28 protein-coding genes are annotated in these 26,631 nt (G+C 41.1%); 8 read left to right on the top strand and 20 right to left on the bottom strand.

Annotated elements, in window-relative coordinates; translation table 11 throughout:
• Positions 1 to 284: 284 nt before the first annotated feature.
• Positions 285 to 980: a M23 family metallopeptidase gene (locus DYI81_RS02150; protein WP_117006573.1), complete on the bottom strand. Its 696-nt coding sequence runs from the start codon at positions 978 to 980 to the stop codon at positions 285 to 287.
• Between the two features lie 106 nt (positions 981 to 1,086).
• Here DYI81_RS02150 and DYI81_RS02145 point away from each other — a divergent pair, with 106 nt between their 5' ends.
• Positions 1,087 to 1,527 carry a DciA family protein gene (locus tag DYI81_RS02145; RefSeq protein ID WP_117006572.1) on the top strand — a complete coding sequence of 147 codons (441 nt, stop codon included), beginning with the start codon at positions 1,087 to 1,089 and terminating at the stop codon, positions 1,525 to 1,527.
• A gap of 97 nt (positions 1,528 to 1,624) precedes the next feature.
• Here DYI81_RS02145 and lpxC read toward each other — a convergent pair whose 3' ends face one another.
• From lpxC to gshB, 8 genes are all read right to left on the bottom strand, one after another.
• Positions 1,625 to 2,527: a UDP-3-O-acyl-N-acetylglucosamine deacetylase gene (gene lpxC / locus DYI81_RS02140; RefSeq protein ID WP_117006571.1), complete on the bottom strand. Its 903-nt coding sequence runs from the start codon at positions 2,525 to 2,527 to the stop codon at positions 1,625 to 1,627.
• 124 nt (positions 2,528 to 2,651) lie between these two features.
• The gene (gene ftsZ / locus DYI81_RS02135) at positions 2,652 to 3,836 is read right to left on the bottom strand and encodes a cell division protein FtsZ (protein ID WP_106984196.1); all 1,185 of its coding nucleotides are present in this window, start codon (positions 3,834 to 3,836) and stop codon (positions 2,652 to 2,654) included.
• A gap of 158 nt (positions 3,837 to 3,994) precedes the next feature.
• Positions 3,995 to 5,257 (bottom strand): cell division protein FtsA, encoded by a 1,263-nt coding sequence (gene ftsA / locus DYI81_RS02130; protein ID WP_106984195.1) that lies wholly within the window; start codon positions 5,255 to 5,257, stop codon positions 3,995 to 3,997.
• A 68-nt stretch (positions 5,258 to 5,325) separates the two neighbouring features.
• A complete protein-coding gene (locus DYI81_RS02125; protein WP_117006570.1) occupies positions 5,326 to 6,180 on the bottom strand; it encodes a cell division protein FtsQ/DivIB in 855 nt (284 codons plus the stop codon).
• Positions 6,181 to 6,183: 3 nt separating this feature from the next.
• The gene (locus tag DYI81_RS02120; protein WP_117006569.1) at positions 6,184 to 7,113 is read right to left on the bottom strand and encodes a D-alanine--D-alanine ligase; all 930 of its coding nucleotides are present in this window, start codon (positions 7,111 to 7,113) and stop codon (positions 6,184 to 6,186) included.
• 56 nt (positions 7,114 to 7,169) lie between these two features.
• A complete protein-coding gene (murC, locus tag DYI81_RS02115; RefSeq protein WP_106984192.1) occupies positions 7,170 to 8,618 on the bottom strand; it encodes a UDP-N-acetylmuramate--L-alanine ligase in 1,449 nt (482 codons plus the stop codon).
• 12 nt (positions 8,619 to 8,630) lie between these two features.
• Complete coding sequence (gene murG / locus DYI81_RS02110) at positions 8,631 to 9,728, bottom strand: undecaprenyldiphospho-muramoylpentapeptide beta-N-acetylglucosaminyltransferase (RefSeq protein ID WP_106984191.1); 1,098 nt, start codon at positions 9,726 to 9,728, stop codon at positions 8,631 to 8,633.
• A gap of 345 nt (positions 9,729 to 10,073) precedes the next feature.
• Entirely contained in the window at positions 10,074 to 11,024 is a 951-nt protein-coding gene (gene gshB / locus DYI81_RS02105; protein WP_106984298.1) for a glutathione synthase, read from the bottom strand.
• 633 nt (positions 11,025 to 11,657) lie between these two features.
• Between gshB and DYI81_RS02100 the strand changes: the two genes are divergently transcribed.
• Positions 11,658 to 11,867: a cold-shock protein gene (locus tag DYI81_RS02100; protein WP_106984297.1), complete on the top strand. Its 210-nt coding sequence runs from the start codon at positions 11,658 to 11,660 to the stop codon at positions 11,865 to 11,867.
• Positions 11,868 to 12,006: 139 nt separating this feature from the next.
• Here DYI81_RS02100 and DYI81_RS02095 read toward each other — a convergent pair whose 3' ends face one another.
• Positions 12,007 to 12,420 carry a hypothetical protein gene (locus tag DYI81_RS02095; protein WP_130125645.1) on the bottom strand — a complete coding sequence of 138 codons (414 nt, stop codon included), beginning with the start codon at positions 12,418 to 12,420 and terminating at the stop codon, positions 12,007 to 12,009.
• 297 nt (positions 12,421 to 12,717) lie between these two features.
• Entirely contained in the window at positions 12,718 to 13,368 is a 651-nt protein-coding gene (gene pyrE / locus DYI81_RS02090; RefSeq protein ID WP_106984188.1) for an orotate phosphoribosyltransferase, read from the bottom strand.
• Between the two features lie 40 nt (positions 13,369 to 13,408).
• On the opposite strand from pyrE, the gene DYI81_RS02085 reads away from it, so the two are divergent.
• Positions 13,409 to 14,227 carry an exodeoxyribonuclease III gene (locus tag DYI81_RS02085; protein WP_106984187.1) on the top strand — a complete coding sequence of 273 codons (819 nt, stop codon included), beginning with the start codon at positions 13,409 to 13,411 and terminating at the stop codon, positions 14,225 to 14,227.
• A gap of 514 nt (positions 14,228 to 14,741) precedes the next feature.
• A complete protein-coding gene (locus DYI81_RS02080; protein ID WP_106984186.1) occupies positions 14,742 to 15,089 on the top strand; it encodes a Spx/MgsR family RNA polymerase-binding regulatory protein in 348 nt (115 codons plus the stop codon).
• A gap of 79 nt (positions 15,090 to 15,168) precedes the next feature.
• On the opposite strand, the gene DYI81_RS02075 is transcribed toward DYI81_RS02080, so the two are convergent.
• Positions 15,169 to 15,606, bottom strand: coding sequence for a DUF2147 domain-containing protein (locus tag DYI81_RS02075; protein WP_106984185.1), 438 nt, complete (start codon positions 15,604 to 15,606; stop codon positions 15,169 to 15,171).
• 157 nt (positions 15,607 to 15,763) lie between these two features.
• On the opposite strand from DYI81_RS02075, the gene DYI81_RS02070 reads away from it, so the two are divergent.
• Positions 15,764 to 16,675 carry an alpha/beta hydrolase gene (locus tag DYI81_RS02070; protein ID WP_106984184.1) on the top strand — a complete coding sequence of 304 codons (912 nt, stop codon included), beginning with the start codon at positions 15,764 to 15,766 and terminating at the stop codon, positions 16,673 to 16,675.
• 176 nt (positions 16,676 to 16,851) lie between these two features.
• Here DYI81_RS02070 and DYI81_RS02065 read toward each other — a convergent pair whose 3' ends face one another.
• Positions 16,852 to 17,421, bottom strand: coding sequence for an NAD(P)H-dependent oxidoreductase (locus DYI81_RS02065; RefSeq protein WP_106984183.1), 570 nt, complete (start codon positions 17,419 to 17,421; stop codon positions 16,852 to 16,854).
• Between the two features lie 261 nt (positions 17,422 to 17,682).
• On the opposite strand from DYI81_RS02065, the gene DYI81_RS02060 reads away from it, so the two are divergent.
• Positions 17,683 to 18,885 carry a GGDEF domain-containing protein gene (locus DYI81_RS02060; RefSeq protein WP_117006568.1) on the top strand — a complete coding sequence of 401 codons (1,203 nt, stop codon included), beginning with the start codon at positions 17,683 to 17,685 and terminating at the stop codon, positions 18,883 to 18,885.
• Here the strand turns inward: DYI81_RS02060 and DYI81_RS02055 are convergent.
• From DYI81_RS02055 to DYI81_RS02035, 5 genes are all read right to left on the bottom strand, one after another.
• The gene (locus DYI81_RS02055) at positions 18,882 to 19,526 is read right to left on the bottom strand and encodes a glutathione S-transferase family protein (protein ID WP_106984181.1); all 645 of its coding nucleotides are present in this window, start codon (positions 19,524 to 19,526) and stop codon (positions 18,882 to 18,884) included. The genes DYI81_RS02060 and DYI81_RS02055 overlap by 4 nt on opposite strands.
• Before the next feature lie 11 nt (positions 19,527 to 19,537).
• A complete protein-coding gene (gene dsbD / locus DYI81_RS02050; protein ID WP_117006567.1) occupies positions 19,538 to 21,355 on the bottom strand; it encodes a protein-disulfide reductase DsbD in 1,818 nt (605 codons plus the stop codon).
• 48 nt (positions 21,356 to 21,403) lie between these two features.
• On the bottom strand, positions 21,404 to 22,114 hold the full coding sequence (locus tag DYI81_RS02045; protein WP_240627332.1) for a transporter: 711 nt from the start codon (positions 22,112 to 22,114) through the stop codon (positions 21,404 to 21,406).
• Positions 22,115 to 22,205: 91 nt separating this feature from the next.
• Complete coding sequence (locus tag DYI81_RS02040; RefSeq protein ID WP_117006565.1) at positions 22,206 to 22,748, bottom strand: ankyrin repeat domain-containing protein; 543 nt, start codon at positions 22,746 to 22,748, stop codon at positions 22,206 to 22,208.
• A gap of 162 nt (positions 22,749 to 22,910) precedes the next feature.
• The gene (locus DYI81_RS02035) at positions 22,911 to 23,282 is read right to left on the bottom strand and encodes an HPF/RaiA family ribosome-associated protein (RefSeq protein ID WP_106984177.1); all 372 of its coding nucleotides are present in this window, start codon (positions 23,280 to 23,282) and stop codon (positions 22,911 to 22,913) included.
• A 503-nt stretch (positions 23,283 to 23,785) separates the two neighbouring features.
• Here DYI81_RS02035 and DYI81_RS02030 point away from each other — a divergent pair.
• Positions 23,786 to 24,532 (top strand): outer membrane protein OmpK, encoded by a 747-nt coding sequence (locus tag DYI81_RS02030; protein ID WP_106984176.1) that lies wholly within the window; start codon positions 23,786 to 23,788, stop codon positions 24,530 to 24,532.
• A 106-nt stretch (positions 24,533 to 24,638) separates the two neighbouring features.
• On the top strand, positions 24,639 to 25,139 hold the full coding sequence (locus DYI81_RS02025; protein WP_106984175.1) for a GNAT family N-acetyltransferase: 501 nt from the start codon (positions 24,639 to 24,641) through the stop codon (positions 25,137 to 25,139).
• A 55-nt stretch (positions 25,140 to 25,194) separates the two neighbouring features.
• Here the strand turns inward: DYI81_RS02025 and DYI81_RS02020 are convergent, their stop codons facing one another.
• Both DYI81_RS02020 and urtE read right to left on the bottom strand, forming a co-directional pair.
• Positions 25,195 to 25,680 (bottom strand): DUF1877 family protein, encoded by a 486-nt coding sequence (locus DYI81_RS02020; RefSeq protein ID WP_106984174.1) that lies wholly within the window; start codon positions 25,678 to 25,680, stop codon positions 25,195 to 25,197.
• A 246-nt stretch (positions 25,681 to 25,926) separates the two neighbouring features.
• Complete coding sequence (gene urtE, locus DYI81_RS02015) at positions 25,927 to 26,625, bottom strand: urea ABC transporter ATP-binding subunit UrtE (protein ID WP_117006564.1); 699 nt, start codon at positions 26,623 to 26,625, stop codon at positions 25,927 to 25,929.
• Positions 26,626 to 26,631 lie beyond the last annotated feature (6 nt).

Below are 26,631 nucleotides of genomic sequence, written 5' to 3'. Positions count from 1 at the left end.
ATATGTATCATATTTAGGTCGGTGGCAGTTATGGTCGCAGCTGAATACGCTTTTCGACCACTATTTATAAAATAAATAATGACTGACGTTTTATTACACAAAAGCACAATAAAAAGCCAATTGCGCGCATTTTACATACAGTTTCTATTTGTTTTTAGTGATAGTGTGATCTTTAATCAGCTATAAAAACAAATACCACCGTGACACTTTGAATATATTATTCAAATGACAACAGTGGTATCTGTAAAAGAGGTTTTTCTATTTGGTACGGTGTATGACCTAAATTATGGCAACATCGCTAAATATGTAGATGGGTTCTTACGCTGACCATCTTTAACAACTTCATAGTGCAAGTGAGGACCAGTACAACGTCCTGTACAACCCACATTAGCGATTAACTCACCCGCTTGTACACGATCACCTACACGCGCAACTAAACGAGATGCATGCGCATAACGGGTTAAATAGCCATTGCCGTGGTTGATTTCAACATACTGACCATAGCCTGTGCCCCAGCCCGATTTGGTCACAATACCTGGGCCTGTAGCATAAATTGGCGTACCACTTGGTGCAGATAAATCTAAACCAGAATGATTTTCAGCGCGACCACCCATAGTACGACCGCCAAAATCTGAGCTTACACGCTTCATATCAGGTAATGGATGCGACACCAACCATGAATATGCACCACCAGCACTCATAGAATTGTAAGAAGATTTATTGACACTGCTATTGCCATATTTCTTTGCAATTGTATCGTTATTTAATTCGATGCTTTTTTCACGCAATTGAACGTTTAATTTCGTTTCTGCTGGTAGGTCAATATCACTCGAGTCAGAATATGCACCTTGAGACAAAGTACGTGTGAGTTGCTCAAGACTGTCAGTGGATGAATCGTTTAACTGAACCAAATCTGCAAATGCTACTGAAGCTGCAGAAGTTGCCAGAGAAAAAGCCAATAAAATACGTCGCAAATGCATAAAAAACCTCTTTAACTGTTCTTAACTGAGTTCCTTGGTGATCTCTTCCTTGATATCTACCGAAAGGAGCGCATAAGATTAAGACATAACCATGAAGGAAATATGTATGTCTGAACCTGTCAACGTCTTTCAACAAACAAGAAAACACATAAAAACAGGAAACTTATCGTTTCTCTCAACGCAAGTTGCTGCTTGGCAGAAACTTACGAAAATCATCCAACCTGTCTTGCCCCAACCAGAACAATGGCAAGTGGTTTGTTATCAAAATGGGGTGCTTACTGTGACTGGTGAAAACCAAGCCTTGATTAGTCAATTGGCTTATCTTCAGCACCAATACATCAGTCAGCTTTCACAAATAGCGGAATTTAAAGATTTAAGCAAGATACAAGTTCGTTTAAGAGTTCCTTCTCAAACACCGCATGTCCCTGAAAAAATTTCCAGATCCCTTAACCCAGAAACACAGGAATTACTTCGCCATGCTGCCGACTTTGTGAGCGACCCTAAGCTTAGCCAAGCCATGATACGTTTGGCAAGCAATAAAAAGTAACCGCCATGCTCACGTACCATTCAAAGATTTTTAATTATGCGACACACATCACACTATTGGTTGTTATATTATAACATAATAACCTAAAGACAATGACTTAAGTCACAGTCACATATTGAATTGGGCAATCTTCTATGTCATTAAATGTTACAATTTCATAGCTGCTTGGATCATTTTGAACATTGCGCAACAACTGATTATTCAACGCATGACCCGATTTAAATGCATCATATTTACCAATAATTTGATGACCTAATAAATATAAATCACCGACTGCATCTAAAATTTTATGACGTACAAACTCATCCGAAAAACGTAAACCTTCTTCGTTAACTACGCCAGTTTCGTCCACCCCAATTGCATTTTCTAAACTTGCACCCAAGGCCAAATTATTGGCTTTGAGATAATCCAAATCCTTCATAAAACCAAAAGTACGGGCTTCACTAACCTCATAAACAAATGTTTCTGTTGAAAAATCAATGGATGCTGTTTGGAACTCTTTTTTAAAGGCTGGGTGATCAAAGTCGATCTCAAAGTTCAACTGAAAGCCGTCATGTGGAGTAAATACTGCTTTTTTATCATCAATAAAGGCTTCTACAGGTTTAAGAATTTTGATGAACTTTTTAGGTGCGTCTAATTCTGCAAGGCCACCTTGCATTAATAAATAAATAAAAGGACCTGCACTACCATCCATAATTGGGACTTCGGAAGCAGAGACTTCAATGAGCAAGTTATCAATCCCTAAACCCGCAATCGCACTCATGATATGTTCAACTGTGCCGACTTTGGCCTCACCTTGAACTAAGTTTGAGCACATAAATGCTTCTTGAATCAGCATCGCATCTGCAGGAATATCAACAGGTGGATTTAAATCAATACGACGAAATACGATGCCACCATCTGCATGATGAGGCACGAAATTAATCATCACTTTTTGCCCGCTATGCAGACCGATTCCACTTGCCTTTACTACACGCTGCAGGGTTCGCTGTTTCAACATGCTCTTATTCATCAGTACACAAAACCGCTATACGTTAGCATATTTAGCCATTGATAAAAAATAAAAAAGGCAACATTACTGTTGCCCTTTCTTGTTTATTTGTTAAAAATCAAAACACTATAAATTATTTACGTTGCTGATTTTTCAAATAATCTTGGATGCTCATTGGCGTTGGACGCGGACTAGAGACTGCTGGCGCAGGGCTTGCCACTTCGGCTTGCTGGCGCTGAATTGCAGGAACATCGTCTTCATCTACAGCAGCTTGAGTCGCAGTTGCAGGACGTGTTGCTTGCACAGTCGTTGGACGTTTCGTTGGTTCGGCAGAATCTGCTGAATTACGTGTTAAACCAGTCGCAATCACTGTTACGCTGATTTCGTCACGTGCATCAGGATCAAATACTGTACCGTAGAATACTTGACCTTCATCAAGGTCAACAATTTGGTTTACGACATCGGTAATTTCTTCAATTTCACCGAAAGTAACGTCATCACCACCAGTGACGTTAATCAAGATACCTTTGGCGTTCATGATCGTCACGTTATCCAGTAATGGACTACGAATTGCTTGCTCAGCAGCTTGGCGTGCACGGTTTTCGCCACGACCAGAACCTGCACCCATCATCGCATAACCACGTGTGCTCATCGCAGTTTTCAAATCGGCGAAGTCAAGGTTAATATGGCCCGGACGTACCACTAAATCAAAGATACTGCGCACCGCGTTTAACAATACATCATCTGCTTTTTTATAAGCATCTTTCATTGAGATATCACGGAATACTTTTAACAAACGTTGGTTCGGAATGATAATTAATGAATCTACATGTGCTTCTAAAGCTTCAATGCCTTTTTCTGCAGACTGCTGACGGCGCTTGCCTTCAAAATTAAATGGCGTAGTTACTACACCTACAGTCAAAATACCCATTTCTTTGGCAATTTCTGCAACTACTGGCGCAGCGCCTGTACCTGTACCGCCACCCATACCCGCAGTGACAAACACCATATCGGTGCCTTCTAAATGCTGACGAATCAACTCACGGCTTTCTTCTGCTGCAGCCTGACCCACTTGAGGATTTGCACCTGCACCTAAACCACGCGTACCTTGCTCACCCAATTGGATTTTAAACTGAGCGTTCATACGATCTAATGCTTGTTTGTCTGTATTTGCACAAACAAATTTCACACCTTGAATATCAGATTCAAGCATGTGCTGCACTGCATTACCACCAGCACCGCCTACACCAAATACAGTGAAACGGGCTTGACCATTGCTATCGCTTTGATCATCTTCAAAAAATTCAAATGAGGCCATGACCTATAAAATTCCTAATCTATAATGGCAGTCACTTCAGCCCGTATACTGCCTTGATCTTAATAAAAATTGTTTTTAAGAATGCTGTCCCTGTCTCGGCTTGTCAAGTACAAGCGATCATCCGTACAACTTCTTAACAATATTCCCAAATTTTTCAACTAAAAAATTGATTTCAGTGTTTCATTGAAACCAGACCATGCACGTTTGAAACGCTTCATCACAGTGAGTTTTTCTGAATCATCTGGCTCTACAATCGTGTCCTGCGTTTCACTTTGGCTAAACATCAACAAACCTGATGCTGTGGCATATTGTGAACGACGCAATGCCGCTTGATTTTGTTCATCCGCGTTGACTTGCGTAGGCGGATTACCCAAATGAGCCGAAACACCTAAAGTTTTACGAGAGAAACTAATCATACCCTCAATTTGACTTGCATCACCCGTTAATACAACACCATGATACAACCCTTGTAAGGCACCATTTCCTTCTAGTACTTGACGCACTTGACCCAAAATTTCGTCATAACGCGCAATAATAATTTCAGTTAACTCAATACGACTAATGGTTTGTGGACCATCAATCCCTTGGAACTGAATCATGTGTTCTGGCTTCACCACTTTCAGATCCACACAGCCATAGAGCAATTTAATGCGCTCTGCTTCTTCTGTCGTGGTTTGTAATACTGCAGCAATATCACGCGTGACATGCTCACCACCGCGTTGCAAGGTATGCGTCATGGCCAAACGACCATCAAGATAAACCGCAATATTGGTTGTACCTGCCCCAATGTCGAGTAGGCACACACCATATTCACGCTCATCTTTCAATAAGCTTGCTTCTGCCGTTGCTAAAGCAGAGACCACCATCTTCTCGACGCCAATATTGGCACCTTTTAATGCGCGGTCTAAATTCTGCATGGTGCTAATCGGCAGCATCATTAAATGATAATGGCCAGTCATACTGTGCGCAGACATACGAATAGGATTGAGCACCCATTCTGACTCGTCGTCTAGCTCAAATCCTAAAGGTACAGCACTCACCAAATAGTGATCTGAAGTTTGGTGGCTGGCTTTGGCGAGTTCTAACGCACGCACCACTTCACTTGTTGTAATCGTATGTTCACTATTTTCTACAGGCGTACGACCTGAAGCATAAAAACTTTTCATCTCTGCACTAGGAATAGAAATCCAGGCTGAATGCACACGGCACTCCGCCATATCCTCTGCTTCCTGCACAGCATTTTTAATTGCGGTGATGACTTTATCGAGACTGACAATTTTTCCCTTATTCATGCCTCGGTTACGTGCGGTCGCCATCCCGATCACTTGGATATTGTCTGGCGCATGTACCTTACCAATCAAAACTGAAACTTTGTGTGTCCCAATGTCAATCGCAACAACCGAGGGAACAGCTTCACTCATTATTTACTACTACCATTCACGTATTGGTTTAATTTATGGCACGAAGCCTCTATTTGCAAAGCGCCTCATTATGGCGTTGCTATTCTTCCATCTGCAATGCTTAAGTCACTACTGGTTACAAGAAAGTGACCATTTACTATCTTAGGCGCAGTTGCATTCTTCCATTGAATTGCAAGTCCATTACGATAGCGCAAGTCAATTGCTGAGATATTCGACCAAACTGGCTTTAAGTCAGTATGAGCCAAATGACTCAAGCGTTGCAGCTTACTCATGGTTTGATCCTGATCGACGATAATTCGTAAACCTGAATCAAACTGCATAAACCAAGTCATGCGCTCCGTTAAATATAGTTCTTTTAAACGAATGCCGACTGGCAGGAATAATTGGTTAATTTCGTTGTAGCGACGCATCATCATTTTTGAATGACTGACAGGTCCGTGTAGTAGTGGCAAATTTTGATTTTTAATTGGCGCAACTTCTACAAACACATCTCCGCTATCACTCAATAAGCGACCTGTACCCCAACGTGCAATTGCATGTCGTGGCATGACACGTACTCGAATCGCATTCGGCCAAGCACGTGACACTACAACACGATCGACCCAAGAAACTTCTAAGGCGCGATCTCGGATTGTTTCCAAATCCGACGTAAAATAATTTTCGGTGACTGTGGGTGATACGTATTGCATCACCTGCTGACGCTCAGCATCTGAACGGGTACCAACGACATCCAGTTCAGCTACTTTTGCATCTGTCATCACACGATATAAGCCCAACACCCCAAGTGCCAAGACCACGATTGCCACGCATAGCAACAACCAACCACCCGCATTGGCAAGTTTTTCCTTGCGCGTCGGTGGCTTGTCATGAATCGAGGTCACCGCCGCTTTTTTACGGCGCATGGATGCAGGAAGTTGAGCCATAATTTAGTGAGCCGTACCAGTTAAGGTTTGCTCTAAAATTGCCACACACAGTGCATCAAAATCAATGCCGATCGCTTGTGCTGCTTTAGGAACCAATGAATGACTGGTCATGCCTGGTACTGTATTGACTTCGAGCAACCAGAAATTACCTGCTTCATCTTGCATAGCATCAATGCGACCCCAGCCACTTGCACCCACTGCTTGGAATGCACGCAAGCATAAAGCCTGTAAACTTTTTTCTTCATCTGCAGTCAAACCACACGGAATACCATATTGCACATCATTACGATTGTATTTTGCTTCGTAATCATAGAATGCAACGTCTTCAGGAGGCTGCAAACGAATAATTGGTAAAGCCTGACCATTTAAAATCACAATGGTAAATTCACGACCTGTAATCCATTTTTCAGCCATTACCACAGCATCATGTACGGTTGCTTTTGCAATTGCTTCAGCAAAGTCTTCGATTTTTTCGACTTTGCTCATACCAATACTTGAGCCTTCATGTACTGGCTTAATAATAAACGGCAGACCAATGCTGTCTACAATCTCATTTAAATCCGAATCTTTGCTCACAATACGGTACGGCGCTGTTGGTAGTTCTGAACCTTGCCAAACCTGTTTGGTTTTTACTTTGTCCATACCAATTGCAGAACCCTGAACACCCGTACCTGTATAAGGGATATTCAACCACTCCAACGCACCTTGGATTTGACCGTCCTCACCACCACGACCATGCAAAACAATAAATGCACGATCAAAGCCTTTGAGCTCAGTAATACTACGTTGTTGCGGGTCAAATGCTTCAGCATTTACGCCTGAACGGCATAATGCCTCAAGTACCGCTGTACCGCTATCTAGAGAAACCTCACGCTCAGCAGACTTTCCACCAAGCAACACGGCAACTTTGCCGAACTTTGAAGCATTTGACACGTTTATATCCTTAAACTTTTATAACTGGCCGATCAAATCTAATCACTACAAAGTGATTATTTTAAATACAAATTATTTTGAGCCAAATCGATTGAGATAGCTCCAACATTACCCGCACCTTGTGTTAATAACAAGTCATTTGCTTGTAGGACTTTTTTCATCACACTTTGGATATTGCCTTCTACTGGATCCAGTAAAATTGGCTCGACTTCACCACGTAGACGAATACTGCGTGCTAATGCGCGACTGTCTGCACCCACAATTGGTTTTTCGCCCGCTGGATAAACCTCTAGTAGCAAGAGTTGATCCACTTGAGACAACACATCAACAAAATCATCAAAGCAATCACGGGTACGACTAAAACGGTGTGGCTGGAACATCATCACCAAACGACGGTCTGGATGACTTGCACGAGCCGCCTTAATGGTTGCTTCTACTTCTTTTGGATGGTGACCATAGTCATCAACCAATTTCACATCACCATTTTCTAGCTCAAATTGACCTTGAACTTGGAAACGACGACCAACACCACTAAAGCTTTCTAAAGCACGTGCAATTGCAGCATCAGACACACCTTCGTCTGTTGCAATGCCAATGGCTGCCAAGGCATTTAAGATATTGTGTAAGCCAGGTAAATTAATAGTTAAACGTAGTGGCTCACGGTCTTTACGTAATACAGTAAAGTGAGATTGCATGCCTTCTTGCACAACATCTACAGCGCGAATGTCATTGTCTTCATTAAAACCATAAGTCACCAATGGGCGACCAATACGTGGCATGATTTCACGGATATTGGCATCATCACCACACACCACCGCTAAACCATAGAACGGGAGCTTTTGTAAAAATTGTACGAAAGTATCTTTCAGTACATCAAAGCTACCGCCATAGGTATCCATATGATCGGCATCAATATTCGTGACAATTGTTGCCATTGGTTGTAAATGCAAAAATGATGCGTCTGATTCGTCAGCTTCTGCCACGATATAACGACTTGCACCTAAAGCTGCGTTCACACCTGTACGGTTGAGCAAACCACCAATCACATAGGTTGGATCAAGATTTTCTTCTGCCAACATACATGTTACAAGGCTTGTTGTTGTGGTTTTACCATGTGTACCCGCAACCGCAATACCATGACGATAACGCATCAACTCACCCAACATTTCTGCACGGCGTACAACAGGTGTACGGGTTTCTATCGCAGCTTTAATTTCAGGGTTTTCTTGATCAATCGCTGTGGATACCACAATAACGTTGGCACCTTGAATATTGTCAGCAGTATGGCCGATATACACTTGAATGCCATTTTCTTCTAACTGCGCAGTGGTTTTTGATGCCTTAATATCAGAACCAGATACTTTGTAACCTTGGTTCTTTAATACTTCTGCAATACCACACATCCCTGCACCACCAATACCCACAAAATGAATGTGTTTGATACGGCGCATCTCAGGAACTTTAATTAACTTTTTCGCTTGCTCAGCAGGAGTAGATGGAGACATATTTTACTCGTATTACAATTCTTGAATTAAACGAACCACATGCTGTGCTGCATCTGGCTGTGCCTGCTGACGTGCTTTCACTGCCATTTCTTTCAATAATTGGCGGTTCATCAGCGGTTGGAGCAGTGTCGCTAAACTTTCTGGCGTCATGTCTGCTTGCGGGCATATTTTCGCAGCATTAATGTTCGCTAGGAATTTGGCATTTGCAGTCTGGTGATCATCCACGGCCGAAGGAAGTGGAACAAATACCGCTGCTAAACCGGCGGTGGCAATTTCAGTGACTGTTAAAGCACCCGCACGGCAAATAATTAAATCGGCTTCAGAATAGGCTTTAGCCATATCTTCAATAAAAGGTGACACTTCCACTTGAAGCGTTTCAGGTGCGTTGGCATACAACGCTTGTGTTGCTTCCGCATGATTTTGCCCACATTGATGAAAGACCTGTAAAGGCACATTCAACTTCTGTAAAGCCAAAGGCACACATTCATTGAGTGCTTTTGCACCCAATGAACCACCCACAATTAAGATCCGTAACGCTTGACCCGCTTTTTCACGCTCTTGGTAGCGCCACGATGGATTCAATATTTCGGTAATTTCTTTACGTACAGGATTACCTGTCGTCACAATTTTGGTGCTTTCTGGAAAGGTATTTGGAAATGCCTGACACACAGTTGCGGCCACACGCGACAATTGCGTATTGGTAAAACCCGCAATCGCATTTTGCTCATGAATAATGACAGGAATACCCAAAATACGTGCTGCTAAGCCACCAGGCCCCGCAACATAGCCACCAAAGCCTGCAACAGCATCGACCTTTAATTGCTTCATGTATTTCATGGCACTCAACGTGGCTTTTAAAATTTTAAACGGTGCTAAAACTTTACGCACGAGGCCATTACCACGTACACCCTGAATGTCAATTTGATAAATTGGAATATTATGATTTTTTAACAGACGGTTTTCCATACCTGTCGGGGTGGCTAACCATGACACTTGTATGCCTTTTTGTTGTAATTCTTTGGCAACAGCCAAGGCAGGAAAAACGTGCCCACCAGTACCTGCGGCCATCATCATGACATGTTTAAGCTGTTTTTGCGGTGCGTCGGTCACGTTAATTCTTCAATTTAAATAATAGAGATTAAAAGGTGTTTATAGGTTGACAATTGTAATCACAAACGCATTGCGGTGAAAGATGATTTAGTTTTTTTCACGGCCGCCACTCATTGTTTTTTTCTACAGAAATTCGAGTTTAAACTAGTTTTATTATTAATCATGCGTTTTTGGCAAACTTTTACATTTTTTATGCAAATAGAAGCGCATATTTACAACCTACCCCTCCCCTGCTTAAACGATTTAAATAAATTCATCACACTAATTTTAACCTTTGTTCTACTTTAAATCACACTCTAACCCCAAAGGCGCTGTCATTACAGCGCCATTCTTTGAGCCCATGCCTTAAACTTTTTGTTTTAAACCTGCTTCAAGCACATCAAATAGATCATCCGCAATAGACGTACCAAACTGCGCATCAATTTCACGTACGCATGTTGGACTTGTCACGTTAATTTCCGTCACGTATTCACCAATCACATCCAGCCCCACAAAGACCAAACCTTTTTCACGTAAGAAAGGCCCAACTTTAGCTGCAATCGCTTTGTCATGTTCAGTTAATGGACGTGCTTCACCACGGCCACCAGCGGCCAAATTACCACGGGTTTCACCATTTTGAGGAATACGCGCTAAGCAATACGGTACTGGCTCACCATTGACCATCAAAATACGTTTATCACCATCCACGATTTCTGGAATATAACGCTGCGCCATAATCGGTTGTTGACCCATTTGCGTCAGCATTTCTAGAGTTGAACCAATATTTGCACCATCAGCAGTTAAACGGAAAATCCCCATCCCACCCATGCCATCTAGTGGTTTTACAATCACATCTTGATGCTGTGCAATAAATTCACGGATTAAACTTTGTTGCGATGTCACGAGCGTTGGCACTTGTAACTCAGGAAACTGCGTTGCAAATAACTTTTCATTACAGTCACGCAGGCTTTGTGGTTTGTTAATAATCCACGCACCTTCACGTTCTGCCTGTTCTAAAATATACGTGGTATAAACAAAGTTCATATCAAAAGGCGGATCTTTACGCATTAAAACGACGTCATAAGCCGCAATAGATTCTTTTTGTCGTGCACCTAATTCGTAATAGTGCTCATAATCTTCAAATACTTTTAATGGGGCAATCAGACCAAATGCTTTGCCTTGATCAATATATAAATCTTGCTGTAAAGCATAACCCAATTCATGTCCACGACGTGCCGCCGCCCAAAGCATGGCCATAGAAGTATCTTTTTTCAGGTTTACACTTTCGATGGGATCCATCACCACAAGTACGCGCATGCTGTCTGCTCTTTTAAAAATAATCTGGCAACGAGTATAACGGAGAATAATCGTTTCTTTAGTTTCAATTTCGCTAAAGCCCAAGACCTTCTTGCTTTCTTTTACTTTGTGTATTCATCATTTTTCATGATGCAGTGGACGTTGGTGAAACACCGCAGCCGAATCATTAAGACTTAAAAAGTTTCATTACAGGCTTTATATTTAAACAGTACATTCGCGGATAAAGATCTGAATTTATCTTTTGGGAGCAGTTTAATTGGGAAATTTGAGTTATTTTTTGAACTAATCGAATAAATTTATGCCAAATTGGTCAACTCAAGCAAACTCTGTCATAGAATTAGTGTAGGATGTTGGTAACGAGAAAAAAGTGTTGCTTAGGTAAACATCTTTAAAGTGCCGCCAGTTTAATTGATAAACTTTCGATTTTTCAGATTTTTATTTCCAATCCTTTTATGACCGCCTTTGATTTGAACTGGTTTTTTAACTTGTATGCCGTTGGCGTATTGCCAATTATATGCAAGACACAAAGAATATCGGGTATAATATGATGTAAAGGCGTGATTATTCAAGTTACCCCTTTTCAAGCCATGCTTCATGGCTAACATTATTAAAAATTTTGTAATAGGTTTTCTTATGTCTAATGCAGTGACTGGCACAGTAAAATGGTTCAATGAAACTAAAGGTTTTGGTTTTATTCAACAAGACGGTGGCCCTGACGTGTTTGCTCACTTCCGTGAAATCACAGGTTCTGGCTTCAAAACTTTGACTGAAGGTCAAAAAGTTTCTTTTGTTGTTGTTGAAGGCCAAAAAGGCTTAAACGCTACAAACATCGTTGTTCTTTAATTTAGAACTGCGTTAAAAAAAGCACCGATTGGTGCTTTTTTTATGGCAATCTATTTCTCTCTTGGTCAAACCCTGCGTTGCGCATAGGCTCAATTGCCCTTAGCTACACACTAGCTCGCGCTCAACCGTCAGTTTTACGCTAAATAATATTCCAGTGCAGAACTTTCGCACTCGCTTTGTTACTTTCCAAAGTTAAAGAACAAATTGAAGGATAGTCCTTCGGTTTACCCGCCAAATCTACGCTACGCTTTGATACATCACTCAGATAAAAATTATAAGTCGCCCCCATACTACTCAGTGCATAAGCACGTTGGTTGGTTAAGGTTTCATTACTCATACTTTCAATTTGTGCCTTGGTTTTCCCCAAAGAGTTTTGGCACTGCGCACCAGTTAAATAACCTGATTTAGCACGTTTAGATGATTGCGTTGCTGTAGTACTCGTCGTTTGTTGCGTACTTGCGAGAGCCTCATTTAAACTTTTAATGCCTTGATTTAAGGTGTTGTTAAAGGCTTGTACATTTTCAGGCATCGACTGACATCCTGTTAAAGTCATTGTGCATATCGCTGACGTTAGGACCAGCATCTTCTTCACATTCATTTTCCCCAAACTTCCTTATGTTTTTAAAGTGCCCCGAGCTTAAAGCCAAACGTTAAAAACAATCACCCATTTAATACTAAAGTTTATATTTTTAATTTATTTTCATATATTTAATTATAATTAATAAATTTTAAAATCTTTTATGGATCAACTTTTAATCGTATTAAAGACCATATCTTAGCCCTGACTCTTTTTCACAAGCATAAAAAAAGGAAGCCAAAGCTTCCTTTTAATCGTGTTGATTCCGTCGGATTAGATGCCGTATTTCACACGGTAATCTTCCATTTTCGCTAAAGCGTCCGTTTCACCTTTCGCATCTAAATAATCCATTAAGTCTTTCATGGTAATTAAAGCATGCACTGGGATTTCTAGTTCTTTTTGGACTTCTTGAATTGCAGACAATTCACCTTGGCCTTTTTCTTGACGATCTAATGCAACCAATACGCCCGCAATTTGCGCGCCAGCATTTTTAAGGATGGTTACCACTTCACGAATGGCCGTACCTGCGGTGATCACATCATCAATGATCCAGACTTTTTTACCTGCAACCGAAGCGCCTACCAATACACCACCTTCACCATGGTCTTTTGCTTCTTTACGGTTAAAACCCCAAGGTACGCTCACGCCATGGTTTTGAGACAATGCCACAGCCGTTGCTGCAACAAATGGAATACCTTTGTATGCTGGGCCAAAAATCACTTCAACATTTTCGCATTCGGTTAATTTAGCTGCATAGCCTGAAGCCAAGCCTGTTAAAGCCTCACCATCATTCAACAAACCTGCATTAAAAAAATAAGGACTCACACGACCCGATTTTAAAGTAAACTCACCAAATTTAAGCACACCACGTGATAATGCGAGTTCGATAAAAGCTTGTGGATTAAATGCCGCTTGCGCTGTCATAGGGTGCTCCATTTTTTTAAGTTTGAGGTTAAACCTGAGCATGATACCAAAGTGTAGCTATCCAAGTGATCAAAAAATTCTGCGTGTCGTTTCAATTAACGTAAACGGCTTACGTTCGGCAGAGAAAAAAGGGATTTTTGATTGGATGGCAACATCCGATGCGGATGTCATCTGTATGCAAGAATCTCGAATTACGCATGAACAATGGACAGATAAATTTAAACCCGAAGGCTGGTTTACCCACTTATTCCCAGCCGAGCGCCCAGGCTATGCAGGTACGGCGATTTATAGTCGCTATCCATTTGTATCCGTGACCAATGGACTCGGCTTTGAACTTGCAGATTCACAAGGTCGCTTTATTTCTGCTGAATTTGATTTAGGCTTAGCACAATCGGCACACATCTGTTCTTTATACTTGCCTTCAGGTTCTTCCGGTGATGAAGCCCAAGCGCGTAAAGATTTATTCTTAAATGAATATAAACAAATCTTGAAACAATGGCGTGATGAAAATAAATCTGTGATTGTGTGCGGTGACTACAATATCGTACATAAGCGCATTGATATTAAAAACTGGTCGGGCAACCAAAAAGCTTCTGGTTGCTTGCCACATGAACGCGCTTGGCTAGACCATATTTATGATGACTTAGGTTATGTCGATACCTTCCGTGAAGTCCGCAAAGAAGCCGAGCTGTATTCATGGTGGTCAAACCGAGGGCAAGCTCGTGCCAAGAATGTCGGTTGGCGGATTGATTACCAAGCATGTTCTCCTGACTGGAAAGAGCGCACTATTAATGCATGGGTCTATAAAGAAACATGGTTCAGTGACCATGCCCCAGTCATTATTGACTACCAGCTTTAAGCTAAAATTAACAAAGTTTGAGTGAACAACCGTTCACTCAATTAGTGTCAATTTCTCACAATGCATGTCGTATTTTCAGATTTATCTCAATCTCGAATCAGCGCATTATTACCGCACGGCACAGGGACATGTCAGGATGACACAAAAGGATAGGACGCCGTAGGAAGAAAATAAAATAAGTAATTTATTTTACTTATTTTCAAGGATGTGACAATGGACGTTGAAATGAGACCCGCATGATCAGGATGATTAAATGCGGGTTTTCTCTTTTTAAATCGTTTGTTTTTTCTTCTTATTTTCACTCTATTTATATTCTGTAATTTCACACATTATTTTTACTTTTTTATTCTAGTACTCTCTTTTTTTTATCTGTCTTTTTACTTACTTTAATCATTAGAGATGTCAGCAACGTGACGATTGCAAGTCAGTTTCATGACAGCATAGTTCTTTGAGATAGAATTGGTTAAGCTAGCCCTACCCATCTCATTTTTGAACTCGTTTAGGATCCTTTGCTATGCTTAAAATTTACGGCATTAAAAACTGTAGCACCATGAAAAAAGCCTTTGATCTACTGAATGAATTAGGCCTTGCCTATGAGTTTCATGATTATAAAAAGCAAGGCATTGATGCTACACATGTAAGTGCATGGTTAGATGCCAAAGGTAGCGACATCATTTTAAATAAAAAAGGCACAACTTGGAAAAAGCTAACTGAAGAAGAACAGCAACATGCTTTGGCTAGCCAAGAGAATTTAGTTGCTACTTTGACCACACATAGCAGTATGATTAAACGCCCTGTGCTCGAAACAGAACAAGGCTTAATTGTGGGATTTGATGAAGCTACCTATCGCGCTTTAAAATAAACAACGTTGTATATAGTTTGTGAGATTAAAAAAGCCCGACAATTGTCAGGCTTTTTTATCTTTAAATATGTGATTACACTTAGTGTGCACGTATCCACGTTTGGTTACGACCTAAGGCTGCTACGCCAATAAAGCCACGAAGCTCTAGTTTTTTACCACCATCAGCTAACTGGCCTTTTAATTTATAGGTTTTGCCTGATTGCGGATCTAAAATTGAACCACTTTCATAGCTGTTATCACCATTATTTTTTAATCCACTCACAATACGCAAGCCTTTAAGTGACTTGTTATGATATGGACCTTCGCATTTAGTACATGCGTTTTCTTCACCTGGTGTCAAAATCGCTTGGATACTGGCAGTTAATGTTCCATTTTTTTGCTCTGTAAACTTCACCAACGCTTTAGGTTGGTTTGTTTTGTCATCAATGGTTTTCCAAGTTGTACCATTTAAAGGGTCTGCCGCATTAGCCAAAGCGGTTAAACCTAGCAATCCTAATGCAAGTGCAATTTTTTTCATTTTTTTGATTTCCCTGATTTGATTTTAGACGCTTACACATAGTATTTTGCGCCGCAACAAATATTCAACTATTGATTGCAGCTATTTAGTGTAACCTTGTAAATAAAAGAGGTAAATAACCTCATCAGTAAGAAAATGATAAGAATACAGGAAGAATATGACAATCTCGCCCATCACCAAACAAATCTTCACGGAGCGCTTTCTGAAAACAGTATTGCGCGCACCGAGTCGCTTCAATTTACCTGCCTCAAGCTTACGTTTTTCATTAGAACAATTAACCAAACTCATTCCACAAAATAAAAGCGTAAAGGTTCGTCCAATTCGTTTGGCTGGCTTACGTGCTGAAGAACTCAAACCCCAAGCACATTCCACACAATTAATTTTTCATATCCACGGTGGTGCATTTTTTTTAGGCTCGATGAATACGCATCGGGCCTTTTTAACTCAGGTTGCAGCACGTACGCAAATGCAAGTGTTACATGTGGATTACCCACTGGCACCTGAGCACCCACATCCAGAAGCGCTAGATGCCGTATTTGATGTTTATTGTCAATTACTTGATCAAGGCGTTTTAGCCAAAGATATTATTTTGTCTGGTGACTCTTGTGGCGCCAATTTAGCCTTAGCATTGGCCCTGAGAATACGCCAAGAGCAGCTACCACAAGCCAGTGGTCTCATTTTGCTGTCACCATTTTTAGATCTTACGCTCAGCAGTGAATCTTTACGTTATAACCGTAAGCATGATGCGCTGTTGTCTATTGAAGCCTTAGAAGCAGGTATTGAATATTACGTTCCGACAGGGATGGACCGCTCTGATCCGAGTATTTCCCCTTTCTTTGCTGACTTAAAAGGCCTGCCCCCTGTGCATATACAAGTGGGTTCGAAAGAAATTTTGCTGGATGATGCACAGCGCTTTAAAGAAAAAGCCGAGCAAGCCAAAGTGGATGTTGAATTTAAAATTTACACGGGCATGTGGCATAACTTTCAAATGTTTAGTGCCTGGTTTGACGAAGCACGCCGTGCCATCAGCGATTTATCTGACTTTGCACACCGCTTAGATCAAGACTAAAATCGCTATAATTCGGCAATGTCTAATTGATCGCATCCCCGTCAAAACATGCGACATATAGTCTTCAGACAGCATTAAAAAATAAAAAAGGTCAGCACCAGCTGACCTTAAATACAAAGACTGAACAGAATAAAATACGAGGGAGAGAAATCTGTTCAGCTTACAGCCTCAATACATTATGAAATGCTACGAATCGCTTCAAAAGCATTGGTCATCGCCTGTTCTTTCGGCTCTGCACCCATATTAACACCTTCTGCACGAATCACTTCAACATCAGAAACACCTGTAAAAGTGAAGACCGTTTTAAGCAAACTTTCTTGGAAGTCCACTGGGCTGTTTTCACCATAGATGCCACCACGACTACTCGCGATATACACTTTTTTATCCCCTGCCAAACCAACAGGACCATTTTCTGTGTATTTAAATGTTCGGCCTGCAACACTAATACGGTCAATCCATGCTTTTAACGTCGACGATACGCCAAAGTTATACATTGCCGCACCAACCACCACGATATCTGCATCCAAATATTGTTGTACGAGTTGTTCACCTAATGCGCTTTGTTCTTCATTTTGCCCCATTAAAATATCAGCACTTAAATGTGGAATTGGTGTCGTAGCCAAATCTAAATGTTGTACTTGAGCAGTCGGATATTTCTGAGTTAACTGCGCTACGATCGCTTGGCTTAACTGACGAGAAACTGAAGCATCACCCATAATACTTGAATCGATATGTAAAACTTTCACGTGGCTACCTATAACGATTATGTTCTAAATTAAAACAAGTTTAATTCATAAACGTTTATAGAATAATCCTTTAATTTAAGACACTATGTCTTAAAAATAGAACAAATATTTCGGCTAAATTTTACACTCACTTTCGACTAAAGGTTAAAAATTGGTTATTAGATGTTCGACGAGTTATGTGTTATGTTAATAATATGTATATCTATCTACATAAACTCAAAGAAAAATTTTAATAGACCGAATACAGGCCTGTTGTAAATAATGAATAAAAATTCGCCTCCGCAAGAGGTATTAGACAAGCATAGAATCACCAAATTCTTGATTGAAAATGAAGCAATCATGAATTGGAATATATTAAAAAAATGTATTTTAATGCTGATTTTAGGTGCTGCTGTTCATGTGACTTGGATCATTTGGAAAGTCTCTGTCCTACTCATGCCCAATCTTTGGCAATGGGTCGACTTACCTTTATTAAAATTTCAACTGGGCCTTAATGTTGTTTTTTTAGTTCTAATGTTGTTACTCATCTATCCCTGTTATGCATGGAAAGATCGGCGATGGGCCCAAGTCGTTCTGCCTTATATTTCAGTCGGTCTGTTTGTGGTTTCATTATGCCGTGATGGCTATGTAGTAGGTGTACTCAGCCCTGCAACGATGACAGCCTATGTGAGCTTGGTGACTGTTGGTTTAGTTCTGTTTCCACGCGCCATTGTATATAGTGCGTTTCTTCCTGCAACGGCGTATTTAACGGGATGTATGTTCTTAAGCCAATGGGGCTATATCCCCTACTCGCCGGTTTTTCACATCACAAGTTATTATTTTAACAATGACTTTTGGCTCATTTCGATGGCCTTTTTCATTGCCCCCATTCTTATTACATGCTTGGTTTTATTTGAGATTTTATTGAGTCAGTGGCGCTACCGCGAACGTCTGATTAAAAAGCTGAGCCAAATCGATCCACTCACCAATCTATTTAATCGACGCCAAATCAATCAGTGTCTCGATCAAATTGTGCAAGAGCATGAACAAAACTATGCTTTGGTACTTTTAGACCTCGATCACTTTAAGTTTATTAATGATGATTATGGCCATCACAAAGGTGATGAAACCTTAGTTCGTGTCGCTGAAGTGCTCAATATGCATTTACGTGATAGTGATGTGGTCGGACGTTTTGGTGGAGAAGAATTCATTTTAATTTTACATAAATCTAATCTCGAACAAGCCACGCAAGCCGCCGAACGTTGTCGTAGCGCAATACAAGCACTTGAGATTTACAGCGATGATGGTGAAAAGATTCATGTGACCGCCAGCTTTGGCATTGCAATTTCACATGCAGAACTGCGCCCACAACAGTTATTGAGTCAAGCCGATAAGGCACTGTATGAAGCCAAAGCCAGTGGTCGTAACCGAGTAAAAACGTTTACGCTCAAAGCACAACCCGACACCGCCACAGCACCACTTTAAGCGACAATTTCCGCCCTAGCCCCCTGTATCCATAAGCGCACTGCAGGATGAGCCAGCATTGTATGCATATACTGCTGTGAGCTCGGATGAACAGCGAATTGATAGCTGATTAAACGACTCACCACAGGTGCATAAAAGGCATCAGCAATTGAAAAATGACCACATAAAAAGCCCTCTGGCTGTGGACGTTCAGCCCATATCTGCTCAATGCGCGCTACATCTTGACGTAAATCAGAATAGGATGACCATAAAACTTGGCCTTGTTGAGCCAAATTTGCAGTGATATTCATGGGACAATGGTTGCGTAAGGATGTAAAACCGCTGTGCATTTCTGCACTGATGCAACGCGCACGTGCTCTCAACATACGATCTTCAGGCCAAAGATGTTTAGCTGGAAATAGTTCTGCCAAATATTCACAAATGGCCAGCGAATCCCAAATGACATGATCATCATGCACCAAAGCAGGCACCTTTCCATTCGAATGGAGGCTTTGCATGGTCTGCGCAAATGTGTTTTCCGCTTGATCTGGCGTCGAAAAGCGTACCAGTACTTCTTCAAAAGGCAAATCAAAAGCAGTACAGACCAACCATACCCGCATTGACCAGCTCGATAGGTTTTTATTGCCGATATATAAGTGCATGCTGACTCTCCCTATTTTTTGCCTACACCCTCAAAATCCTTGAGCTGACGCAATAATTCAGCCTCAGTAAATGCGCCTGTCAAACGTAGGCCTCGTACTTCCTGATGTGTATGATCTAAAAATAAATAGGTCGGTGGGCCCAAAATATCCCATTCATTTAACAGCGCCTGATGGCCTGCATCATAATGGCTCAAATCCAGTTTAATCAGATAATAGGGCGCCAATGCCTGCTGAACAGTCTCTGATTTTAAAATCCGATGCTCAATTGGCTGACAAGCCACACACCAATCGGCATAAACATCAATCACTGCTTTTTGGCCTGCTGGAATCTGCTTTAACAGTTGCTCAAATTCAGTACTGGTTTGGGCACGATGCCATTGCAAGTCTTGGTTCGAGCTTGCCACTAAAAAGCGCTGGCTTTGTTGATATTGGCTATACAATAAATAGGGTACTGCGAGACACAACACCACAATATAGAGCCATTTCAATTGACTGTTGCGCTTAAAAATATGCCATAGCACATAGGCCACAAAGCTGAGCCCCAATGCCAAAGAAAGCCATTGCATCCATGCATCGCCCATTAATGGACGCACAAAATACAAGGCCAGACCCAACATGAGAAAAGCAAAGAGCACCTTGACTTGGTTCATCCATAAACCCGCCTGAGGCAAAATACGCGAACCCAGTACACTCGCAAGGAGTAAAGGCGTTCCCATCCCAAAACCAAGCGCAAACAGGAGCAATGCACCCTGCCACTGACTTTGGGTTTGAGAAATAAACAGCAATGCCCCTGCCAATGGAGCAGTCATACATGGACCAACCAATAGCGCGGAAATCATTCCCATCACACCAGCGCCCAGCAAACTACCACCACGTTGCATGGATTGCACACGATCCAAACGGTTCATTAAGCCTTGGGGTAGCTTTAATTCAAACAAACCAAAAAGGTTGAGCGCAAACAGTACAAACAACAAACTAAAGGCAATTAAGGTCGAAGGCTGTTGCAACCAGCGTTGAAAGCTTAATCCAGCTGATGAAGCGATCAAACCTAAGCCCGCATAGACCATCGCCATACTGCAAACAAAAGTCAGTGCAATCATCCAAGCCTTTAAACCCTTGCTATCACGAACAATTAATGAGGTCAAAATAGGGAGCATAGGCAATGAACAAGGCGTAAAAGCCAACAGGCATCCGAGGCCAAAAAACAGCACTAAGCCATAGCCCCACGAACTTTGTGCCAAGATATCAGACCATTGCTGATCTTGAGCACGGTTTGAAAGTTGCATAGCGGAGGATGTAGATGATGAATCCAGCGCTCCTTCTGTCGAGTTTGTGGCCAGATTCTGTTCTGCTATAGAAGCATTACTCGGAGCTAAATCTAAAATCCGCTTAGGCGCTACACTTTGATTTTGAACACTAACCAACCCTGATTCATCGGTACGAAAGTCAATACTTTGCGGTGGATAGCACACTCGATCTTGGGCACAGCCTTGCCAAGTCACTTGATATTCGGTAGAAGCTTGTGTCGGTACATGCAGTTGTAACTGCTCAAAATAGACTTGCACATTGCCATAGTTATCATCATGCAACTGTTGAGCTGGAGGCAATGTTAAAGGCACAGCCTGTTGGCCATGTTTCACCTCTATTTTGTGCTGATAAAGATAATAATGTTCTGGAATGGTCCAACGAATTTCGGCTTCGTTGTCTTGTGTAGAACTGATTTGTATCGGAAAAGCTTGTTCAGCAGACAGCAACGCTGGCGCTGCTGATCCTGTCACTGAAGTTAAACTTAATGCGATGGCTACGCACCCATAAGCCAAAATTTTCATGCAACTGGACTCTGCTGATTATAAGATTTTGATATCAGGTTAACGCTCTTAAAATAAGTACGAAACGCCTAAGCCAGACTGATAACCTTTGTAAGCACCATTCAAATCCACACCAACACTGGCATCGAGTTGAAGGCGATCATTGACTGCATAAATTAAACCTGTACCCAAGGCATATTCTTTCTCTTCACTTTCTGCTTTACGGAAGACAAATTCAGAAAAGCCCGATAAATTGCCTGCAATTTTATATTCAATTGTTGGCACAGCAGAAACAGCCCAATCGCTATTTTGAACTTCATAGCGCATGGTTAAAGAAGTGCTGATCAGATCGTTATAATCATAAGCTACAGCTGAGCTCAGGCTATAAATATCATCACCATTCGAAAACTCATCATTGCCTGTAGCTAAAATCGCTTCAGCCAAAACTGCCATACTGAGTTTGTCATCATTCAGATCAATGGCTTTTTTCAAACCAATGCTGACATCACCTAAGCCATGTTCTTCAATACGACGACCAGCAGCTTTGGTTTGAGACCAAGCTGGCCCCTGCCAACCTAACTGTAATTCTAAGTCTTCAGCTAAACCAGTACGGAACAACATGTCGGCATTTAAAGTTGTAGTTTTCACTTTTTGGCCATCAACACGCGCTTCACTGTAGCTTGCCGAAGGTAAACCTTGCTCCCACGCGAGTTTTCCAACTGGTGTAATCCCCGTACCAAAGCCCGCACCAGGGCGGTCAAAGGAAAAATCAGCAGCCATTGCATGGCTAGCACAGCCCACAGCCACGGCTAAAAACGATAATGTTTTGATTATTTTCATATCTAGTCTCTTTATCCCGATTAGGTATAGATTAAGCCAATTCCTTCGTCATTTTTGCGCCATGCTTACGCAATAATTCTAAAGTTTGCTTTTCTTCTGCCAATGCTTCATCCCAATTGATTTCATCGAAATCACAATCAAAAAATAATTCACTAATTGAAGACAGAATTGTTAAATCGTCACTGTCTTTAGTATTTGGATTAACTTTTTCATCCAATAAACGTTGCACCGCAGGTGTGCAGGCTGCACTTGCAGCATCCCATAACGGGCCATAAATTTCTTCTGCATCCCAAAGGTGTACATTTGCCTTCGCTTGAATCAACGCTTCCAAAATATCAAGATGAACTACCAACAACTGCTGTTTTTCTTCTTCTGCTAAAGGCTGACCTGCTTCATACGCTTCAGATACAGTTTCCCACCATTTAAATAGGCCATCTGACCACACTGAAATTGCAGGGCCTTTTTCAAGGTCAATAAAGTTTGGATTGAGACCTTCCGCTAAAAGTCGCTTTACTTGCTCAAGATCTAATTCCTCTAAAGCTTGTACAAAAACTTGCTGTTGGGCATTTAACATTTAGAAAGCTCACTTCAATTCATTTTTGTCTATTATGCCGAATAAACGCTCTCTTGTTTGAGCTAAATGTAAAACAAATTTAAATTATTCACTGTCGTTAATTTGCATAACTTGATATGCACAAAAAAAGCCCCGAAGGGCTTTTTTAATCATAAAGTCATTTTAATCAAATGCTTCTTCACCAGCTTCATCTGCATCCGCCAATTCTGGCTGTGTACTACGCGGATTTTCTTTTTTCTCAAACAGATGTTCTAAACTGCGTTTTAGTCGATCAATGGCGCCATGAACTGCAGTATCTACATTATGCGCTCGATGATGTACGACGACAGGTTTCAAACCTGCTGGGCGCGCTTCGATCATACACTTGATGTCGTCGTCGCCACCTTTATCCCCATTTTCATCACTTAAATGCACCGAAAAATGCGTAATTCGTTCACTATGACGTTGAAATTCTTGATTGAGTTCTGCACGTATATATGTAATTAAACGATCGCTATTTTGAATGTTTTTATCAGTACGGATTTCAATATTCATAATATCATCCTCGACTTTCTCGGTCTTTCAGTATTCTAAAATTGTGCAAAACTTATTTATTTCGGCACGCTTTAACATGCTGTTTTAAAACAGCAAATTCATTTTTCAACTTCGTTTGGAACGTATTCCTCCACATTGAATAATGAACACTTTGAATGTCTGCAGAACTGTGCTCTTATACTTCGAATATCGTGCCTAAATTGATTTTTTGCAAGTGCTATTTTTATATTTTTTAAAATTCCTTACATAATGTAAGACTTTTTACTACAAATTGCTTCATTCCTGTCTATTCCGCACTGTATTGAACGCCATAATCGCCAACTCGGCCTTCAGCTGACATATTTTTTTATCTGAACTATGATTTTTTTTATTATTTGATAAATATCAACATTGTGTGAAATAACACCACAAATAGAATTTAAATTCGATCGTCTGATCATTTTTGGCTTTATTTTTGCTTAAGAATCTGTATGCTTTCATTGCTTCTTGGGGGAGACTTTTAAATGAAACTTACACAAATCGTTACTGCATGTACTTTGGCTTCAGCTGCTGCTTTCGCGCAGGCTGCACCAATCTGGCAAGACTTCAGCATCACTGGCTTATACGGTGAAGACTATGCATTTCCAGGTGCAGGTGACAACAACAAGCAATCTACTGCTACCTTTGAATATACTGCAAAGTTAAAGTACGGTGACTTTTTTGCTTTTGCTGATCGCACACACAATGACTCAGGTAATGCAACTTACTTCGAAGCATCTCCACGTTTAAGCCTTGGTGCTGTAACAGGTCAAAAATTGGAACTTGGTCCAGTTAAAGATGTTTTACTTGCAGGTACTTGGGAAGGTAACAGCGCAAACTACCCTGGTAGCGATTTTAACAACTACTTATATGGTGTAGGTGTCGATTTAGCGATTCCTTATTTCCAATATGCTCAAGTGAACTTGTATCGTGCAAACAACGATGGCAACACACCTGATGACTACCAATTAACGCTTGTTTACGGCGTACCGTTCAAATTAGGCTCTGAAGATTTCCTTGTTGATGGTTTCCTAGATTGGTCAACTGCTGAGAAAAATGGCCATGCAAGCGAATTAAACTGGACTACACAGTGGAAATGGAATGCTGGTAAACACATTTCTCCAGATACACGCTTATACCTTGGTATCGAGCACTCTGTATGGAATAACAAATACGCTGTGAAAGACAACAACGAAAATAACGTGAGTGCTTTGGTAAAATACCACTTCTAATGTAGTTGAAATGCACGATTGACACGATTGAAAAGCAAGGCAATATGCCTTGCTTTTTTTATGTTTGAAGCATTCAATATCGTTATCTTTATCATCTGTATAGATTATGGCTTTTATTATACGTGCAGTTCAAGAGACTGACTTAGCTGAAATCGTGGCTATTTATAATCATGAAGTGACAACTGGCTGTGCCACGTGGAATGATCAAATCTATAGCGTTGAAGATTTCAAAAAAAAGCTACTCACTTTTGAAGAAAAACAAGATCCCTTTGTTGTGATTGAACATAGTGAAACTCAACAGATCGCAGGCTATGCTGATTATGCGATGTTCCGTAATTTTGCTGGTTACCGACACACTGTAGAACACTCCGTTTATATTCATCCGCAGTATGCCCGCCAAGGCTTGGGTAAACGTCTCATGCAACACTTAATTGCACATGCAAAAGCACATCAAGTCCATGTCATGGTTGCAGGTATTGATCATGACAATCTAGCGTCCATTGCTTTACACCAACAGCTGGGCTTTGTACAAACTGGCTACATGCCTCAGGTCGGACAAAAGTTTGGCCAATGGCGCGACTTAGTTTTAATGCAACTTAACATTTAACGCCACGACTCAAAGTTTAGAATGCCACTGAACAAAAGTTGCGTGCTGAACGCGACTAAATGAGCTTTTGTGGATGAATCGCATCAACAATCACACTCATTATGGCCAAATTTTGTCGTGTTGCTTCACGGTAAAAATCTTGCAGTTGTAAATAAATCAATTTTAATTCAGCTAAGTTTAATTCTTGATCAATGGCTTGTTGCGTGGTTTGCGTCACCAGATACTGATAATGTGTTTTTACAGCATCGACATGAATCGTTTGCAATACCTGATGAATTTCTGCAACGCGTACCACCGTGTTGTAATGGACTGCGCGACCAATATTACGTTCCGACAAAGGATGCTCCGCCTCAATCACATACGCTAATGATTGATTTGGTGCATTTTCAGCATTCAAGATTTTGTTTAAGCTATCCCACGCACTCCCCAACCAAACATATTGCTTGATTAAATCAGAATCTAAAACATCTTGGGGCGTAGTCGCTTGTAGTATTAAGCGCTCTAAATCATTCGGATGGACCAAAAGTAAAATTGCTTGCATCTCGTTATCTTCTTTTTATGTATTTCTCTGAGCTTAACTTTTCTGGATAAAAAATGTTCACACTTTTTGTATCTAAGCCAATTTATTTTTTTTAAAATCATTGATTAAAAGTATTTTTCTAGTGAATAGTGAGTTTCTAAAATATCAAGAATGATTTGCTTAGCTTTTGAGTAACGAACAACCAAGTCTTTAAAAATAGAGCTCAAACTCATCGCCTCCCCCCAAAGGAGAAGGCTCTTTAAAACATTAAATTGCCACCAAATCACGAATGCCTTTTTCAGACATTTCACTCCCCACGCCTTGTGCCACCACCTGCCCACGTGCCATAACGGTATAACCATCGGCAAGCTCTTCAGCAAAGTCATAAAATTGCTCAACTAAAACAATGGACATCTCTCCGCCATCGGCCAGTTTACGAATCACACGGCCAATATCTTTAATAATCGAGGGCTGAATGCCTTCAGTAGGTTCATCTAAAATCAGTACTCTTGGTTCTGATGCCAAAGCACGCGCAATCGCCAATTGTTGTTGCTGTCCACCTGATAAATCACCACCTCGACGGTGCTTCATTTCGTCTAAGATGGGAAATATTTCATACAAATGCTCAGGAACTTTACGGGTTTTTGCCCCCTTAAACTTGGCCATGCCAATCAAGATGTTTTCTTCGACTGTGAGCGTCGAGAAAATGTCTCGCCCTTGCGGGACATAGGCCAAGCCTACTCTCACCCGCTGTTCGGGGCTTAATTTGGAAATGTCTTTGCCATCCAATAAGATCTGACCTGACTTAATTGGAAGAATCCCCATTAAACATTTGAGTAGTGTAGTTTTACCCACACCATTACGCCCAAGCACCACAGAGCATTCACCGATAGGCGCTGTAAAGGACACATCACGTAATATATGACTGCCACCATAAAATTGATTGACGTCTTTGACTTCTAGCATCTCGGT

Origin of the sequence: Acinetobacter sp. SWAC5 (assembly GCF_003419885.1) — a bacterium.
Classification (GTDB): domain Bacteria; phylum Pseudomonadota; class Gammaproteobacteria; order Pseudomonadales; family Moraxellaceae; genus Acinetobacter; species Acinetobacter cumulans.
This window is presented reverse-complemented; position numbering and strand designations above follow the sequence as displayed.